The 14,607-nt window shown below is 66.2% G+C and carries 14 protein-coding genes and 1 tRNA gene; 9 read left to right on the top strand and 6 right to left on the bottom strand.

What is annotated here, in order from left to right:
- The first annotated feature begins 118 nt into the window (after positions 1–118).
- The 5 genes from BT183_RS03685 to BT183_RS03665 are packed head-to-tail and all read left to right on the top strand — an operon-like array spanning position 119 to position 6,220.
- Positions 119–1,546: an MmgE/PrpD family protein gene (locus BT183_RS03685; RefSeq protein WP_072339124.1), complete on the top strand. Its 1,428-nt coding sequence runs from the start codon at positions 119–121 to the stop codon at positions 1,544–1,546.
- A gap of 13 nt (positions 1,547–1,559) precedes the next feature.
- The gene (locus tag BT183_RS03680; RefSeq protein ID WP_072339122.1) at positions 1,560–2,756 is read left to right on the top strand and encodes a CaiB/BaiF CoA transferase family protein; all 1,197 of its coding nucleotides are present in this window, start codon (positions 1,560–1,562) and stop codon (positions 2,754–2,756) included.
- A complete protein-coding gene (locus BT183_RS03675; RefSeq protein WP_072339121.1) occupies positions 2,753–3,889 on the top strand; it encodes a 2-hydroxyacyl-CoA dehydratase subunit D in 1,137 nt (378 codons plus the stop codon). The genes BT183_RS03680 and BT183_RS03675 overlap by 4 nt, the downstream gene beginning before the upstream one ends.
- A complete protein-coding gene (locus tag BT183_RS03670) occupies positions 3,886–5,193 on the top strand; it encodes a 2-hydroxyacyl-CoA dehydratase family protein (protein ID WP_072339119.1) in 1,308 nt (435 codons plus the stop codon). The genes BT183_RS03675 and BT183_RS03670 overlap by 4 nt, the downstream gene beginning before the upstream one ends.
- Positions 5,194–5,215: 22 nt before the next feature.
- The gene (locus BT183_RS03665) at positions 5,216–6,220 is read left to right on the top strand and encodes an NAD(P)H-quinone oxidoreductase (RefSeq protein ID WP_072339117.1); all 1,005 of its coding nucleotides are present in this window, start codon (positions 5,216–5,218) and stop codon (positions 6,218–6,220) included.
- Positions 6,221–6,520: 300 nt separating this feature from the next.
- On the opposite strand, the gene BT183_RS03660 is transcribed toward BT183_RS03665, so the two are convergent.
- Genes BT183_RS03660 through BT183_RS03650 form a run of 3 tightly spaced genes read right to left on the bottom strand, consistent with a single transcriptional unit; the run spans position 6,521 to position 9,305 of the window.
- Positions 6,521–7,660, bottom strand: a complete 1,140-nt coding sequence (locus tag BT183_RS03660) for a Gfo/Idh/MocA family protein (protein ID WP_244545240.1) — start codon at positions 7,658–7,660, stop codon at positions 6,521–6,523.
- Positions 7,661–7,662: 2 nt separating this feature from the next.
- On the bottom strand, positions 7,663–8,727 hold the full coding sequence (locus BT183_RS03655; RefSeq protein WP_072339113.1) for a sugar phosphate isomerase/epimerase family protein: 1,065 nt from the start codon (positions 8,725–8,727) through the stop codon (positions 7,663–7,665).
- Between the two features lie 2 nt (positions 8,728–8,729).
- On the bottom strand, positions 8,730–9,305 hold the full coding sequence (locus BT183_RS03650; protein WP_072339111.1) for a hypothetical protein: 576 nt from the start codon (positions 9,303–9,305) through the stop codon (positions 8,730–8,732).
- A gap of 128 nt (positions 9,306–9,433) precedes the next feature.
- On the opposite strand from BT183_RS03650, the gene BT183_RS03645 reads away from it, so the two are divergent.
- The 4 genes from BT183_RS03645 to BT183_RS03630 all read left to right on the top strand — a co-directional run bounded on the left by BT183_RS03645 (position 9,434) and on the right by BT183_RS03630 (position 12,787).
- Positions 9,434–9,510: transfer RNA gene (locus BT183_RS03645), tRNA-Arg, on the top strand.
- 292 nt (positions 9,511–9,802) lie between these two features.
- Positions 9,803–10,237: a TadE/TadG family type IV pilus assembly protein gene (locus BT183_RS03640; RefSeq protein WP_084603384.1), complete on the top strand. Its 435-nt coding sequence runs from the start codon at positions 9,803–9,805 to the stop codon at positions 10,235–10,237.
- Between the two features lie 3 nt (positions 10,238–10,240).
- On the top strand, positions 10,241–11,944 hold the full coding sequence (locus BT183_RS03635) for a TadG family pilus assembly protein (RefSeq protein WP_072339107.1): 1,704 nt from the start codon (positions 10,241–10,243) through the stop codon (positions 11,942–11,944).
- A 189-nt stretch (positions 11,945–12,133) separates the two neighbouring features.
- The gene (locus BT183_RS03630; protein ID WP_072339105.1) at positions 12,134–12,787 is read left to right on the top strand and encodes an outer membrane protein; all 654 of its coding nucleotides are present in this window, start codon (positions 12,134–12,136) and stop codon (positions 12,785–12,787) included.
- Between the two features lie 177 nt (positions 12,788–12,964).
- On the opposite strand, the gene BT183_RS03625 is transcribed toward BT183_RS03630, so the two are convergent.
- Genes BT183_RS03625 through BT183_RS03615 form a run of 3 tightly spaced genes read right to left on the bottom strand, consistent with a single transcriptional unit; the run spans position 12,965 to position 14,412 of the window.
- A complete protein-coding gene (locus tag BT183_RS03625; RefSeq protein WP_072339103.1) occupies positions 12,965–13,354 on the bottom strand; it encodes a hypothetical protein in 390 nt (129 codons plus the stop codon).
- Positions 13,351–13,830, bottom strand: coding sequence for a DUF192 domain-containing protein (locus BT183_RS03620; RefSeq protein ID WP_072339101.1), 480 nt, complete (start codon positions 13,828–13,830; stop codon positions 13,351–13,353). Before BT183_RS03620 ends, BT183_RS03625 begins: the two co-directional genes overlap by 4 nt.
- Before the next feature lie 24 nt (positions 13,831–13,854).
- A complete protein-coding gene (locus BT183_RS03615; RefSeq protein WP_143145727.1) occupies positions 13,855–14,412 on the bottom strand; it encodes a cold-shock protein in 558 nt (185 codons plus the stop codon).
- Positions 14,413–14,607 lie beyond the last annotated feature (195 nt).

Genomic DNA, 14,607 nt, shown 5'->3' with positions numbered 1-14,607 from the left:
GCCGTCGACTCCGGACCAGCCGGGCGAACATGCTTGATTTTTTAGTTATGACAGATAACCATGCACTTGCATTGGACGCAAGGCCATTGCGCCTGATGCAAACGACAGAGGCCGGCACATGAGGGGCTCAGGAGACAAAGGCGGTACGGCACCGCTCGCGACCGCGCTGGCGGAGCGGCTCGTGGCGAGCCGCAGCGCCCCGCTTTCCGCACTGTCGAGGCGATGGGCCCGGGACGCTATGCTCGACACGGTCGGCGTTACGCTGGGGGGGATGGGTGAGCCGGCCTTGCAGCACCTTCTCGCTTTGCCGGGTATGGCAGGAGCAACAGGTCGATCGACGCTTCTGGGGATCGGGGCCACCACGGGCCCGCTCGATGCCGCGCTGATCAACGGCACAGCCGCGCACGCGCTCGATTATGACGATTGCGCCACTGCCGCCATGCTGCATCCGTCCGCGGTTCTCGTCCCGGCACTACTGGCTTTGGGCGAGCACTGCGGGGCCAGCGGAAGGCGGGCACTGCTCGCCTATGTGCTTGGATTTGAAGCGGCAATGCGGATCGGCATTGCCAGCGTGCCGGCGCACCTCCATCGCGGCTGGCACCCAAGTGCGACGATCGGCATCTTCGGAGCGACCGCCGCCGCGACCACTTTGCTCGACCTCGATACCGAGGCGACGGCCACGGCGCTCTGCATCGCGGCGTCGCTGGCATCGGGCATTGGCGGCAATATCGGGTCGATGACCAAGCCGCTGCATTGCGGCCAGGCGGCCCGCCACGGGGTGATGGCGGCACTCCTCGCGCAACAGGGCTTTTCGGCCCGCGAGACAGCGCTCGACGGCCGGAACGGTTTCTTTCACGTTTTCAATGGCTTGGATGCGCCAGACGTGGATGAAGTGCTCGGCGGCTGGATGAGCCCCTCGACCATCGAAACGACAGAGCTCGGGCCCAAGCTCTATCCCTGCTGCGGCAGCACGCACTCCTCGATCGCGCTGGCGCTGAAACTGCGGCGGGAGCAGAACATCGAGCCCGATCAGATCGCTGGCATCGATATCCGCATCAATCCAACCCGCCTTCTCAACATCGACACGCCTGATCCACAGACGCCCCTGGCCTCGAAGTTCAGCCTTCAATACGTGGTGGCGCGGGCGCTGTCGCAGGGGCAGGTTCGACTGGGCGATTTCGAGGGTGGCGCGTTCAACGATCCGGCCATCCGAAGCCTGATGGCGAGGACCAGTGTTGGCGGGCTTGCCGATGGCAGCCCCAAGGGGCCGGTGGACTTTCGCAGCCGGCTGACCGTGCGTCTCATCAGCGGCCAAGTGCTTGAAGAAGCTGGCGAAAGCGGCGAGTGGCGCGGGCCGCGCGATCCGCTGACCGAAGACGAAGCCTGGACCAAGTTCCACGACTGCACCCGCCGCTCGGTAACCGACGAGGCCGCCCGGGTAGGCTTTAGTGCCCTGCTGGACCTTGAGGACAGCACCGACATCGCCGCGACACTCGCGCCCTTTCGAGAGGGCGCGCTCCTGAAATTTCCGTTTTCGAACAACTGATTAGGCTTGGCATATGGCACGCGCTCTGGATGGCATCCGCATTCTCGATCTCAGCCATGTGATGGCCGGGCCGTTCTGCACCCGCCAGCTGGTGCTGCTGGGTGCCGACGTGATCAAGGTCGAGCGGCCCGGCGCCGGCGACGTGATGCGGTATTATGGGCATGACAAACGGTTCGGGCGGAACTCGGCGAACTTCATCGGGTATAATGCCGGCAAGCGCTCGATAACGCTCGACATTGCCAAGCCCGAAGGGCTGGAGGTGCTGCGAAAGCTCGTCATCGAAGCCGATGTTCTGGTTGAGAATTTCCGGCCAGGCGTGCTTGCGCGCAAGGGCTTCGGCTGGGAGGATTGCCGCAAGCTCAATCCCAGGCTGATCTATTGCGCGATCTCGGGCTATGGACAGGACTCGATCCTGCGCGACAATCCTGCCTATGATCATATTGCGCAGGCCATGTCGGGATTGATGTCTCTGCAAGGCGAACCGGATGATCCGCCAACAAAGGTGGGCTTTCCTGTAATCGATACCTTCTCTGGTCACCTCGCGGCATTTGCAATTATTTCAGCATTGCTGCGACGAGAGCGCGGTGGCAGCGGGCAGTTTCTTGATGTGAGCATGCTCGACGCATCGATGGTGCTGATGAGCTCGATGCTGCTCAAGTATTTCGGCACCGGCGACGAGCCTAAGCGGGTTGGAAATCGCGGCTTCAGCCTCAGTGCTACTGCCGACATGTTTCCGACGGCGGATCGGCCGCTATCGATCGGCGCGAATACCAATGAGCAGTTTGCCAGCCTCTGCAAGGTGCTGAACCTGCCGGAACTTCTTGAAGATCAAAGGTTTAGCGACCCCGCCGGCCGATGGGAGAATGCAGAGCCGCTGCGCGCCGCAATCATCGACACGCTCAAGACGCGCAGTGCCGAGGCGTGGGAAATTGCGTTCAACGCCAATGGGATACCCTGTGCGGTGGTGCGCGATCTTCCCGGCATTGCGCGGCACCCCTATTTCGAGGGGCGCGAGACCTTTACCGAAATCGACGTGCCGGTGCTCGACCGGACGATGAAGGTGGTCAATGCCGGTTTCGCGGCCGATGAGGATGGCCCCGGCAGCACCGAAAGCGCGCCTGACCTCGGTCAGCATACCGATGAAATCCTGTTGGAATTGGGCTATTCGCGTGCCCAGATCGACGAAATGCGGGTTGGAGGCGTGTTGTGAGCGCCGGGCCCGCACACCGGCTCGAAGACATTGCATCGATCTATGCTGATCGTGAAGCGGAAGCGCGCCGGTTTTATGCCCACGGCGGCAGAGTGATCGGGGTGCTGGGTGCAACGGTGCCGACCGAGCTCATCACCGCCGCGGGCATGTTCCCCCTCCGCCTCGTCGGCGATCCGGCACGCGGCACGGCGCGCTCGGATGCCTATATGGAGCCGGTGCGCGAGGGCTATCTGCGCGCCATAGTCGAAAAGCTGCTGGCCGGGGACTACGGCTTTCTCGACCTGATCGTGGTGCCGCGTAGCTCCGAGGGGCTGCTGCAGTTCTATTACCTCGTCGAGCACATCCGGACGACCGAACCGGAGCTGCGGCTGCCGGCACTACACCTCTTCGATCTGCTCCAGACCCCGTTCGACTATACGGCTCGCTATGTGCGGGCGCGAATGGAGGAGTTGCGCACTCGGCTTGGAGGGATCGCGGGTGCGCCGATCAGCGACAAGGCGATTGCGGATGCGATTGCCAGCCATGACGCGGCGCGGAGGGGGTTTGGCACTATCGTTGCCAGACGGCGGACGACGCCCCCCGCGATCAGTGGCACCACCGCGCTGCGCCTTGCCGGCTGCGGGCAGGTGCTGCCTGTGGACGCGTTAGCGGCCCTGATCGCCGAAGCCGTGACCCATCACGAGACCATCGTGCCTGGACCGCGCCTGATGATCAAGGGTAGCCCGCAGGAGCATGATGGGTTCTACAGGGCGGTGGAAGCCACCGGGGCCACGATCGTGGCCGACGATCATGACTGGGGCGAAACGCTTTATGAGACCCCCGTGGGGGACAGCGATGATCCGATGCAGGCGCTGGTTGCCCATTGCATGACCCATCGTCCGAGCCCGCGGCGCCTGCCGCAGGAGGCGGTCGATGCCGAGTTCATTGCCCGGGTGCGGGACGCGGCGGTGGATGGCGTGATCTTTGCGCTCGAGGCGCATGACGACACGCTGGGCTGGGACTACCCCGCCCAGAAGCGGGCGCTCGAGGCGATCGGCGTCGCTTCAATTCTCCTAACCGGCCAATCCTACTGGTCCATCGATGACCGGACGCAGACGGACATCGCCACCTTCGTGCGGGAGCTCAGCCGATGACCGCCGCAACCAAGCCCTCGCCGGCAGCCGACACCGAAGCGGATGGGGACCGGCTCGCCGCGACCGCACGGGCGCGGGACAAGCAGAAATCCTGGTTCAAGGATTTCCAGCACCGCGCTATCGAGGAAGGCGAACCCTATGTGATCGCAGCGGCGGTTTCGCCGCACGAGATCTTCCACGCGATGGACGTGCCGCTGGTGACCAACACCTGGTACTCCTCGATCATCGCGGCCAAGCGGCTGTCGCCGCATTATTTCGACCTGATGGACCGGCTGGGCTATCACCACGACCTGCCGCGCTATCTCAGCCTGCCGATGATGACGACGCTGGATGGCAACCCGGAAAAGGCGCCCTATGGCGGGTTGCCGCGCCCGGCGCTGATCCTCGACCGGTTGCGCGGCGACTACGCCCAGCGCATCACCGCCCAATGGGCCGGCGCCTTCGACTGCCCGGCCTTCTATCTCGATACGCCCTCGCAGACGCGGTTGGTTCCCGACTGGTGGAACCATGCGCAGCGCAACTGGGAATGGCTCTATGAAAGCCACCGGCTCGATTATCAGGTGGAGCAGATCGAGGCGCTGATCGGCTTTTCCGAAGGCGTGCTGGGGCGCAAGCTCAACCGCGACACGCTGGCCGAGGAGATGCACCGCATCAACGAGGCCGGCGAACTTGCAGCGGAAGCCCGCGACCTGATCGCCAAGGCGCGGCCCTGCCCGGTCGCCCTGCCCGACCAGCTGACCAATGTGATGGCGGCCACCTGGAATCGCGGCTCGCAATGGGCGGTGGACCACATGCGCAGCTATGTCGAGGAGATCCAGCAGCGGGTCGATACCGGCTATGGCATCTGCGGCAACGAGAAGGTGCGGCTGCTCTGGATCAACACCGGGCTGTGGTTCAACACCGGCTTTTACCGCGCCTTCGAGGAAAGCCATGGCGCGGTGTTCGTCTGGTCGATGTACACGAACTTCTTTTCGGACGGTTATCGCAAATATTTCGACGACGATCCGCTGCGCGCGCTGGCAGCCCGGTCGATCTCGATGAATGAGCAGCTGCATCTGCCGCCCTGGATGGCCGGATGGATTCTCGAGCAGGCGGAAGCCTTTGGTGCCCATGGCGCCGTGATGCTGACCCCTCAGGGCGACAGGCTTTCGGCCTATGGCACGGAAATCTGCCGCACCAGCCTCGAAAAAGCCGGCCTGCCGGTGCTGGAACTCAGCGCCAGCATGGTGGACGCGCGGCTCTGGGACGATGCAGAGATGCAAAGGCAGGTCGGGGCGTTCATCGATACGCGCTGCAAAGCCTGACCATTTTGACCGGAGACAGCCTATGACCGACATGCCCGCCATTGAAATCGCCGGCAAGGGCGGCCCCGAGGTGCTGGCCTTGACGCGCCGGCCGATCCCCCAACCGGGTCCGGGCGAGGTGCTGATCAAGGTGGCAGCGGCTGGCCTCAACGGCGCCGATCTGGCCCAGCGGCGCGGGGTCTATCCGCCACCGGCGGGCGCCTCGGACCTGCCGGGGCTCGAGGTTTCCGGCACGATTTCGGCGCTGGGCGACGGCGTTTCGGGCTGGGCGATCGGAGACCGCGTCGTCGCGCTGCTCGCCGGGGGTGGCCATGCTGGCTATTGCACGGCCAATGCCGGGCATGTGCTGCCGCTGCCCGACCGGCTCTCCTTTGTCGAAGGCGCGACGCTGATCGAGGCCATCGCCACGGTGTGGACCAATGTGTTCGACACCGCCGCGCTTGCGCCGGGCGAGCACCTGCTGGTGCATGGCGGCACGAGCGGTATCGGGGTCACCGCCATCCAGATGGCGCGGCTGCATGGGGCGAAGGTGAGCGTGACGGTCGGGTCGGCCGAAAAGGCTGAAGCCGCCCGGGCATTGGGGGCCGAACGGGCGATCAACTACCGCGAGGAAGACTTCGCCGGCGTGATCAAGGCCGAGTTCGGCAAGGGCGTCGATGTCATTCTCGACATCATCGGCGGGTCCTATCTGCCGGGCAACATCAAGGCGCTGGCGCCGGGCGGCCGCCTTGCGATCATCGCCTTTTCCGGCGGAAGGATGGGCGAACTCGATCTCGCCCGCGTGATGATGAACCGCCTGCGCATCACCGGCTCCACGCTCCGCAGCCGCCCCGATGCGGAAAAGACCGCGATCGTCGCGGCGGTGCGCGACCGGGTGTGGCCGTGGGTTGCCGATGGCCGGTTCAAGCCGGTGGTCGACAGCGTGTTTCCGCTCGCGAAGGCGGCCGATGCGCATGCGCGGATGGAGACGAGCCGGCATATCGGAAAGATCGTGCTGGAGGTGGGGAGTGGGCTCGCTCTCCCCTGAGGGGAGAGGGCTGGGGTGAGGGGTTCAGCTTCTCGGCTTGAGCGCATAATCTGAACCCCTCATCCGGCCCTGCGGGCCAACTTCTCCCCTCGAGGGGAGAAGGCAAAGGGGGCACCCTCGTGCCACTATTGGCTTACGCCCCGCTCTCGGCCCTATCGCCCCCTGTCCCCGCCGGGGAGAGGGGTTCGGGGTCTCGGCTAAGCCCATAATCTGAACCCCTCATCCGGCCCTTCGGGCCACGTTCTCCCCTCAGGGGAGAAGGCAAAGGGGGCGCCTTCTACTCGAGGGGAGAAAGAAGGTTCAGAGCGGCAGCCAGCGGCTGTCGGACTGGCTGGATCTGACGGCGGTGTCGATGAAGCGGACGCCTTCGAGGCCGTCGGCGAGCGAGGGCAGGCGGTCGGCGGGTTCGGTGTCGCCACGGATCACGGCGGCGAATTCGGCGTAGAGGGTGGCGAAGGCTTCGAGATAGCCTTCGGGGTGGCCGGAGGGCACGCGGACGCCCGTGCCAGGCGCGGCCCCGCCGACGCCGGCCATCGGCCCGCCCCGCGTCAGGATCTGCCGGGGTTCGCCGAAGGGCGTGTAATGGAGGCGGTTGGGATCTTCCTGGCTCCAGTCGAGCCCGGCGCGATCGCCGTATATCCGCAGCCGCAGACCGTTCTCGTTGCCGGGCGCGACCTGGCTGGCCCAGAGCATGCCGCGCGCGCCGCCCGCGAAGCGCAGGAGGATGTTGACATTGTCGTCGAGCACCCGCCCCGGCACGAGGGCGGCAAGATCGGCTGCCAATGCCTCGGGCTTCTGGCCGACTACGAAGCGCATGAGATTATAGGCATGCGTGCCGATATCGCCGATAGCGCCGCCCGCCCCCGAGCGGGCCGGATCGAGCCGCCATTCGGCCTGTTTGCTCTCGACGGGCTTTGTCAGCCAATCCTGCGCATATTCGACATTGACCATGCGCAGGGTGCCGAGCAGCCCATCGGCTACCATCTTGCGGGCCTGCCGGATCAGCGGAAATCCGGTGTAGTTGTGGGTGAGGAGGAACTTTGCGCCGTTGCGCGGCTCGACTTTGGCCAGCGCCTCGGCCTCCGCGAGCGTCGCCGTCAGCGGCTTGTCGCAGATGACGTGGATGCCCGCTTCGAGAAAGGCGCGTGCCGGCCCGGCATGCAGGTGATTGGGCGTAACGATGGCAACCGCCTCGATACCGTCGGGCCGGCCGGCCTCGGCCCTCGCCATCTCGTCATAGCTGCCATAGACGCGGGCCGGGTCGAGCCCGATGGCGGCGCCGCTCGCGCGCGATATCTCGGCGCGGGAGGAAAAGGCGCCGGCGACGAGATCGTAATCGCCATCGATCCGCGCGACGATGCGGTGCACGGCCCCGATGAAGGCGCCGCTGCCGCCGCCCACCATCCCGAGCCTGATCTTGCGTGCTCCGGTCTCAGCCATGTTCAGCTCTCCTCGCCCAGGCCCAGCAGCCGGCGGTTGGCGGCGCGATCGGTGCCGGCCGCCGCGAAATCGTCGAAAGCGCGCTCGGTGACGCGGATGATATGGGCCGAGATGAACTGGGCGCCTTCGCGCGCGCCATCTTCGGGATGCTTGAGGGCGCATTCCCATTCGAGCACGGCCCAGCCGGGGAAATCATATTGGGTCAGCTTGGAAAAGACCGCGCCGAAATCCACCTGCCCATCGCCGAGCGAGCGGAAGCGCCCTGCCCGATCGACCCAGCTCTGATAACCGCCATAGACGCCCTGCCGGCCCGTGGGGTTGAACTCGGCATCCTTGACGTGAAACATCTTTATGCGCGGGTGATAGATGTCGATATAGGCGAGATAGTCGAGCTGCTGCAGCACGAAGTGGCTGGGATCATAGAGCAGATTGGCGCGGGCGTGATTGTTGACGCGCTCGAGGAACATCTCGTAGCTCACCCCGTCATGTAGGTCTTCGCCGGGATGGATTTCGTAGCAGAGATCGATGCCCTCTTGCTCGAAGGCATCGAGGATCGGATGCCAACGCCGAGCGAGCTCGTCGAAGGCCTCCTCGATCAGCCCGGCCGGCCGCTGCGGGAAGGGATAGAGGTACGGCCAGGCCAGCGCTCCCGAGAAGGTGGCATGCGCCGACAGCCCCAGATTGCGCGAGGCCTTGGCCGCGAGATGCAGCTGGTCGACGGCCCAGCGCTGCCGCTCCGCCGGCTTGCCGTGCAGCGCCTTTGGCGCGAAGCCATCGAGCATCGCATCATAGGCCGGATGGGCGGCCACCAGCTGGCCCTGGAGATGGGTGGAAAGCTCGGTGATGACGAGCCCGTGGCGCGCGGCGGTGCCGGCCAGCTCGTCGCAATAGGTGCGGCTCTCGGCGGCCAGCCGGAGATCGATCAGCGAGGAGACCCAGGTTGGCACCTGCACGCCCTTGTAGCCAAGCCCGGCGGCCCAGCCGCAGATGGCATCGAAACTGTCGAATGGCGCGCTGTCGCCCGCGAACTGGGCCAGAAAGATGCCCGGCCCCTTGATCGTCTTCATGGTCAGCCTTCCCGTGCTGGCTGGGTGCAGAAACCGCCCGTGCCCAGGGCACCGGCAATCTCGGCATCGAAAAGTGTGAGCGCCGTCTGCCATTGCAGCGCAACGACGCGCTGGTCATCGCTGGCCGGAAAGACGACCGCGATCGGACCGGCCGGGCCGCAATCGCTTCCCGAGCCGATGGGGATGCAGGCGAGCCGCCCCTCGACCACGCAGGCCGGATCGATGAGCGCCGAGACATCCTCGAGCGCCAGAGCGGGCCGGAGATCGGCCAAGGCGCCGACCTGCGCCAGATCGCGGCTGGTGCGATCAAAGGGCATGACCAGCACCATGGGCGGCGCGCTCGCGAGGGCGAGATCGAGCAGCCCGGCGCGCTGTGCTTCGGCATCGCCGGCAACCAGCGTTTCGCCAAAGCCCAGCCCGGCCGCGGCAAGGCTGGTTTCAAGCGCAGCGAGCGAGGGCGATGAGGCGCCCCGCGCCAGTTGCACCGTCGCCTCCTGCGCCGTCGTGGCAAAGGTGCAAAGACCGAGCGCGCCCAGCGCCATGACGATCCGGCCGGCTTTCGCCCTCACCCCGTTCATGCAGCTCTCCCCTGCTGGCATCCGCCATCGGCTTTGCCACGAAGCCACGCAGCGGGCAAGCGCAGCGTGGCGCGGCCGGATTTCCCTTGCGCGCGCGCGCGCTCTGGGGCAGGAAGCTCGGCGCGAGAGGCCCCGTAGCTCAACCGGATAGAGCACTCGCCTTCTAAGCGAGTGGTTGCGTGTTCGAGTCACGCCGGGGTCGCCACGCTTTCTCACTCCTCTCAGCGATGGTTAACGCGGGTTTTGCGCCGTATCGGCGGCTGCCTCCACCGGTGTTGGCCGCGATGTGAGGGTGCGGCCTGTGGTGGGAGCGCCGCAAGCCCTTGCCGGTTCATCCATTTCGTCCGACGCAGTCGATGTCTCCGCACTGCGCCGATGCTGCGCTCTCTCCGTAAGTAGTGGCGAGCCTCCCATCAGTACTCTGAGCAGAGCCGCAATAACCGTCTCTGGGCGAGCTCGGTCCATGATTGCCGGCGCACTCACCGGAGATGACCAAGATGGCTGTTGTTGGGGAGAAACGGCACTTTCGCACCTGCGCGCGCGGTGCATCGGCCGTCGAATTCGCGCTCATCCTGCCCGTCTTCCTGTTTCTCGTGATGGGCAGCCTCGCCTATGGGCTTTATCTTGCAGCCTCGCACTCGCTGCAACAGCTGGCCGCCGATGCCGCCCGCGCCTCCGTGGCCGGCCTGTCGGATGCCGAGCGCATCAACCTTGCCACCGGCTTCATCGATCGGAACGCGGCGGTCTATCCGCTGCTCGGGCTGGGTGCGGTGGGGGTGGAGGCAGGGCCTTCGGCAAGCGAGGCCAACCAGTTCCTCGTTACGCTGACCTATGATGCGTCGGCGCTGCCGATCTGGAACCTCGGCGTGCCCCTGCCCGGCCCGGGCAAGGCCATCCGCCACCGCGCCACCATCCGCAATGGCGGCGCATGAGCCATGGGCCTGCGTCAGCTGCTGAAGCGGTTCTGCCGCGACGAGGGCGGCAATTTCGCGCTGCTGTTTTCCATCACCCTGCCCGTCATCATCGGCACCGCGGCGCTGATGGTCGATGAGGCGATGCTGCACCATGAACGCCGCGCCATGCAGGCAGCGGTGGATCTGGCGGCGATCCATGCGGCCGGCGACCCTGCCAATGCCGCAGAGCGGACGCGGCTGGCGCTGGTCGATGCGCGCCAGCTCGATGCCGGGCGCAGCCTTGCAGAGATGGCGGCGCTGGGCGTGCGCGTCGGGGTCGAAACCGGGGCCTATAGCGGCACCGATGCGCTTGCGGCCCATCAGCGCTTTGTGGCGGGGAGCGCTTCGCCCGATGCGGTGCGCGTGACGCTGCGGCGCCCCGGCTCGCTCTATTTCTATCGCAGCCTGTTCGGTCCGCCCGATATCGCGGTCAGCGCCACCGCCGCGGCCTCGGCGCGAGCGGCGTTTTCGGTCGGATCGCGCCTTGCCAGCCTCGAGGGCGGCGTGGCCAATACGCTTCTCAACGGGCTTCTCGGCATTTCGGCCTCGGCCGGTGTGATGGGCTATGATCGGCTCCTGGGCGCCGACATCGCCGTTGCCGACCTGCTCGACGCGCTGGCTGGCCGCCTGTCGCTTTCGGCCGGCACCTATGACCAGTTGCTCGCGAGCGAGTTCGCGCTCTCCGACCTCGTTTCCGCCGCCGCCGCCGTGCTCGGCCGTAACAGCGAAGCCGGCGCGGCGACCACAAATATCGCGGGCGCCGTGGGCGCCGGATTGCGGCTGCGCGGCAATCGCCTCTTCGGTCTCGGGCTGCTCGGCGCGCTCGGCATCGGCACCGAGACTGCCGGGCTCGATGCCCGAATCGGGGTCATCGAACTGCTCGGGGCCGCCGCATCGCTCGCTAATGGCCGCAATCAGGCGAGCCTCGGCGTCTCGCTCCAGGTGCCGGGGCTGCTCGGCACCAGCCTCGCCATCGTTGTGGGCGAGCCGCCGCAAGGCAGCGGCTGGTTCGGCGTGGGGCGCGAGGGCACAATCGTGCGGACGGCGCAATTGCGCCTGCGGCTGCTCGTGACTGTCGCCGGAACGGGGCTGTTGCAGGGCACGGGCATCCGCCTGCCGATCTATCTCGAGGCCGCCTCGGCCGAGGCGCGGCTCACCGACCTCTCCTGCCCGCCGGGCCGGCCACAGGGCGCCACAGCGGTGATCGCGGCCCGCCCGGGCATAGCGCGGGCGCAAATCGGCGAGGTCGGCGATGCGGCGCTCACGGCCATGGCATCGCCACCTTCGGTGAGCGCCGCACAACTGGTTTCGGTGGTGAACGCGGTGCGCATCACCGGCAGTGCCGATGTGGCGGCGCAATCGGAGAGCTGGACCAACCTCGCCTTCACGGCCGCCGACGTGCCGGCCGGCACCATCCGCACGGCCTCGACCCGCACCGCCGCGCAATCGCTGACGGCGAGCCTGCTCGAGGATCTCGATGTGGAGGTAACCCTTCTGGGGCTCAATCTGCTCAACGGGCTGCTGCGACCGGCCTATGAGAGCGCCGTGCGACTGGCTCTGGCGCCCGTCGCGCCGCTCGTGGATGGCATCCTCAATGCCGCCTTCGACGTCACGGGGCTGAGCCTCGGGGAGGCTGATGTGCGGGTGCATGGCTTTGGCTGCCGCCATGCCGTGCTAGTGCAGTGAGTCGGGTTCGACCTGCCTAAAATGGGGCGGCGGGCAAGCCCGAACCGCCTAAATCATGACCAATCTGCAACACCAAAGGGCAAAGCCGGCTGAAATGGCGCGAAAATGGGGCGTTAAGGATGTTTGGAAATTGCCTTTTAAGGATCGTTGGAAGATTGTGCCCTGACGTTAATAGCCGAGGAGGCCTTAATGCGCTTTACCAAGACTCTGATGCTGGCAGCCGCCGTCGTGGCTGCTCCGGCCGCCGCCCAGGCCGCCGATCTCTACGTCCCCGCCCCGCCCGTGGTTGCTGCCCCGATGGTCAGCGGCCTGTGGGAAGGCCCGTATGTCGGCGTGCATGTCGGCTACATCTCGGCCGAAGCCGACCACACTTCGGGCCCGGGCACGAACGACATTTCGCCGTCGGGCTGGCTGCTCGGTGCGCAGGTCGGTGCCAACTTCTACCTGTCCGACGCAGTCGTTGGCGGCGTGGTCGCTGACATCTCCTGGTCCAATGCCTCGGGCGATATCACCACCTTCGACACCGTTCAGACGATCGACTGGGAAGGCTCGCTCCGCGCCAAGCTCGGCTTCGATGGCGGCAACTTCATGCCATACATCACCGGCGGTCTCGCCGTCGCCGGCGGCACCCGTTCGAACAACCTGCCCGAAGAAGACAGCCAGACCCACATCGGCTGGACCATCGGTGCCGGTGTCGACGTGGCCGTTGCCGACAACGTCTCGCTCAACCTCGAGTATCGCTACAGCGATTACGGCGATGCCGTGTACGACACCGGCGGGATCAACCCGACCATCGCGCTCACCTCGCACGCGATCCGTGCTGGCGTGAACTTCCACTTCTAAGATCATCGCCGGTTTTCCGGCGCGATCATTGGATATCGAACCGGCCGGGGCTCACGCTCCGGCCGGTTTGCTTTTGGGGCTTGAGCGGTCCGCGCGGCGAAGGGCGATGCCGGATCGCCGCAGGCATGCGGCACAGCAAGGACTGGCAGCGTGCCGAGGCACTCCCAGCGCGTCAGATCAGGTGTTGAAGGCGACGATTGCGACCAGTAGCGCAAGCCCGGTTGCCAGCGGGCCCATCACGCGGCGCTCCTGCTCACTCTCGGAGCGCCAGTTGGCGACCGCGTTGAGCACGAGATAAAGGAAGATCGCCCAGACTGCCCATTCCATGGCCGCCGAGAGCTGCGGGTGCAAGAGCCCGGTGCGGATCAGCAGCACCACCGCCATGCCCAGAACGACGGGCACGGAGGCCGCGCTGCCCCATTGCAGCCGCTGCGGCAGCGCGCCCTTGTGCTGCCCGCCCCAGGCATAGGCGCCCCAGGGCGCGCCCATGGCGAGGGCGGCATGGAAACCGGCCAGGCCGATCAGCAGCAGTGATGCGAGGAGCGCGGCGCCGGCCGCCAGCGTCATGAATCGCTGCCGATACGCGGATGCGCCATGCGGTCGCCGGCGCTGATGCCAAGTTCCGCAGCACGGCCGCCGGGAATTTCGAGCACGAAGCGCACCGGCCCATCCGAGGGAATCGACGTGCGGTCCTGCGGCACGGCATTGGCGTGGATGTTGCGGATGGTGCCGTCGCTCGCCACGAAGATCATGTCGAGCGGGATGAAGGTGTTCATCATCCAGAAGCTCACCGGCCGCTCGTCGATGAAGTCGAAGAGCATGCCTGCATCGGGCGCAAGCTCGGTGCGATACATGAGCCCGCGGGCCCGACTTTCATCGGTATCGACCAGTTCCACGGTGAAGCTGTGCGAAGCGCCGGCGGCCGTCGTGATCGTCACCTTGTCCTCGGCGGCGCTGCACGCGGCGAGGGCCATCGTGAACAGCACGATCGCCATGAGGCGGGCGAAGGGGCGGCGCAGGGTGGTGGTGAAATCTGGGCGCATCGGCTTTATCCTGGGCAGGCCCGGTCAGTGGGACGCCGGCGCCTCTCCCCAACCATCGGGGCGGATTTCGGCAACCATGAGGCCCTTGGGCCCATTGCCGTAGCGAACGAGCACGAATTGTCCCGGCCGCAACTCGGTCAGCCCGAAGCGGCGCAGGGTTTCCATGTGGACGAAGATATCGGGATAGCCTTCGCCCTTGGTAAGGAAGCCGAAGCCCTTGATGCGGTTGAACCACTTGACCTCGAGCCGCTCGAGCGCGCTTTCGGGCTCGACCGTCACATGGGTGCGCGCCGCAGGCATCTGCGAGGGATGGCGCGCCGTCGATTCGTCCATCGAGAGAATGCGGAAGGCCTGGAGGCCGCCGGGCCGCGCCATGGCTTCGCAGACGACGCGCGCGCCCTCATAGGCAGTCTGGAAGCCGTCGCGGCGGAGGCAGGTCACGTGCAAAAGCACATCGGGGCGCCCATCATCGGGCACGATGAAGCCAAAGCCCTTGGCGACGTCGAACCATTTGATGGCACCGACGATTTCAACCACGTCCATGTCGCCACCCGGGCCTGAGGGGGAGCGCTCATCCGCCATGCCACGCGCCTGCGGCACCGCCGCATCGGCATCTGCGGAGGATTTCACTCCCATGTCGCGCCCTCACACCCGATCCGCCGAACGACGGAGTACTCCACAAACCTGCCACAGTCTGGCCGATTCACTGCCAAAAGTTAAGCAGTGATTACCATCTTTCGGACGCGATGGAAGGGTCTGAAGAGCTGTTGTTGGCTG

Origin of the sequence: Devosia enhydra, assembly GCF_900119845.1 — a bacterium.
Taxonomy (GTDB): domain Bacteria; phylum Pseudomonadota; class Alphaproteobacteria; order Rhizobiales; family Devosiaceae; genus FPKU01.
This window is presented reverse-complemented; position numbering and strand designations above follow the sequence as displayed.

What these genes read in the sequence shown, in the direction of transcription:
- BT183_RS03640 (WP_084603384.1), top strand. Translation starts at nt 9,803, where the DNA reads ATGGCTGTTGTTGGGGAGAAACGGCACTTTCGCACCTGCGCGCGCGGT.
- BT183_RS03660 (WP_244545240.1), bottom strand. Translation starts at nt 7,660, where the DNA reads ATGGCTGAGACCGGAGCACGCAAGATCAGGCTCGGGATGGTGGGCGGC.
- BT183_RS03620 (WP_072339101.1), bottom strand. Translation starts at nt 13,830, where the DNA reads ATGCGCCCAGATTTCACCACCACCCTGCGCCGCCCCTTCGCCCGCCTC.
- BT183_RS03635 (WP_072339107.1), top strand. Translation starts at nt 10,241, where the DNA reads ATGGGCCTGCGTCAGCTGCTGAAGCGGTTCTGCCGCGACGAGGGCGGC.
- BT183_RS03615 (WP_143145727.1), bottom strand. Translation starts at nt 14,412, where the DNA reads ATGGCGGATGAGCGCTCCCCCTCAGGCCCGGGTGGCGACATGGACGTG.
- BT183_RS03685 (WP_072339124.1), top strand. Translation starts at nt 119, where the DNA reads ATGAGGGGCTCAGGAGACAAAGGCGGTACGGCACCGCTCGCGACCGCG.
- BT183_RS03665 (WP_072339117.1), top strand. Translation starts at nt 5,216, where the DNA reads ATGACCGACATGCCCGCCATTGAAATCGCCGGCAAGGGCGGCCCCGAG.
- BT183_RS03655 (WP_072339113.1), bottom strand. Translation starts at nt 8,727, where the DNA reads ATGAAGACGATCAAGGGGCCGGGCATCTTTCTGGCCCAGTTCGCGGGC.
- BT183_RS03670 (WP_072339119.1), top strand. Translation starts at nt 3,886, where the DNA reads ATGACCGCCGCAACCAAGCCCTCGCCGGCAGCCGACACCGAAGCGGAT.
- BT183_RS03680 (WP_072339122.1), top strand. Translation starts at nt 1,560, where the DNA reads ATGGCACGCGCTCTGGATGGCATCCGCATTCTCGATCTCAGCCATGTG.
- BT183_RS03630 (WP_072339105.1), top strand. Translation starts at nt 12,134, where the DNA reads ATGCGCTTTACCAAGACTCTGATGCTGGCAGCCGCCGTCGTGGCTGCT.
- BT183_RS03625 (WP_072339103.1), bottom strand. Translation starts at nt 13,354, where the DNA reads ATGACGCTGGCGGCCGGCGCCGCGCTCCTCGCATCACTGCTGCTGATC.
- BT183_RS03650 (WP_072339111.1), bottom strand. Translation starts at nt 9,305, where the DNA reads ATGAACGGGGTGAGGGCGAAAGCCGGCCGGATCGTCATGGCGCTGGGC.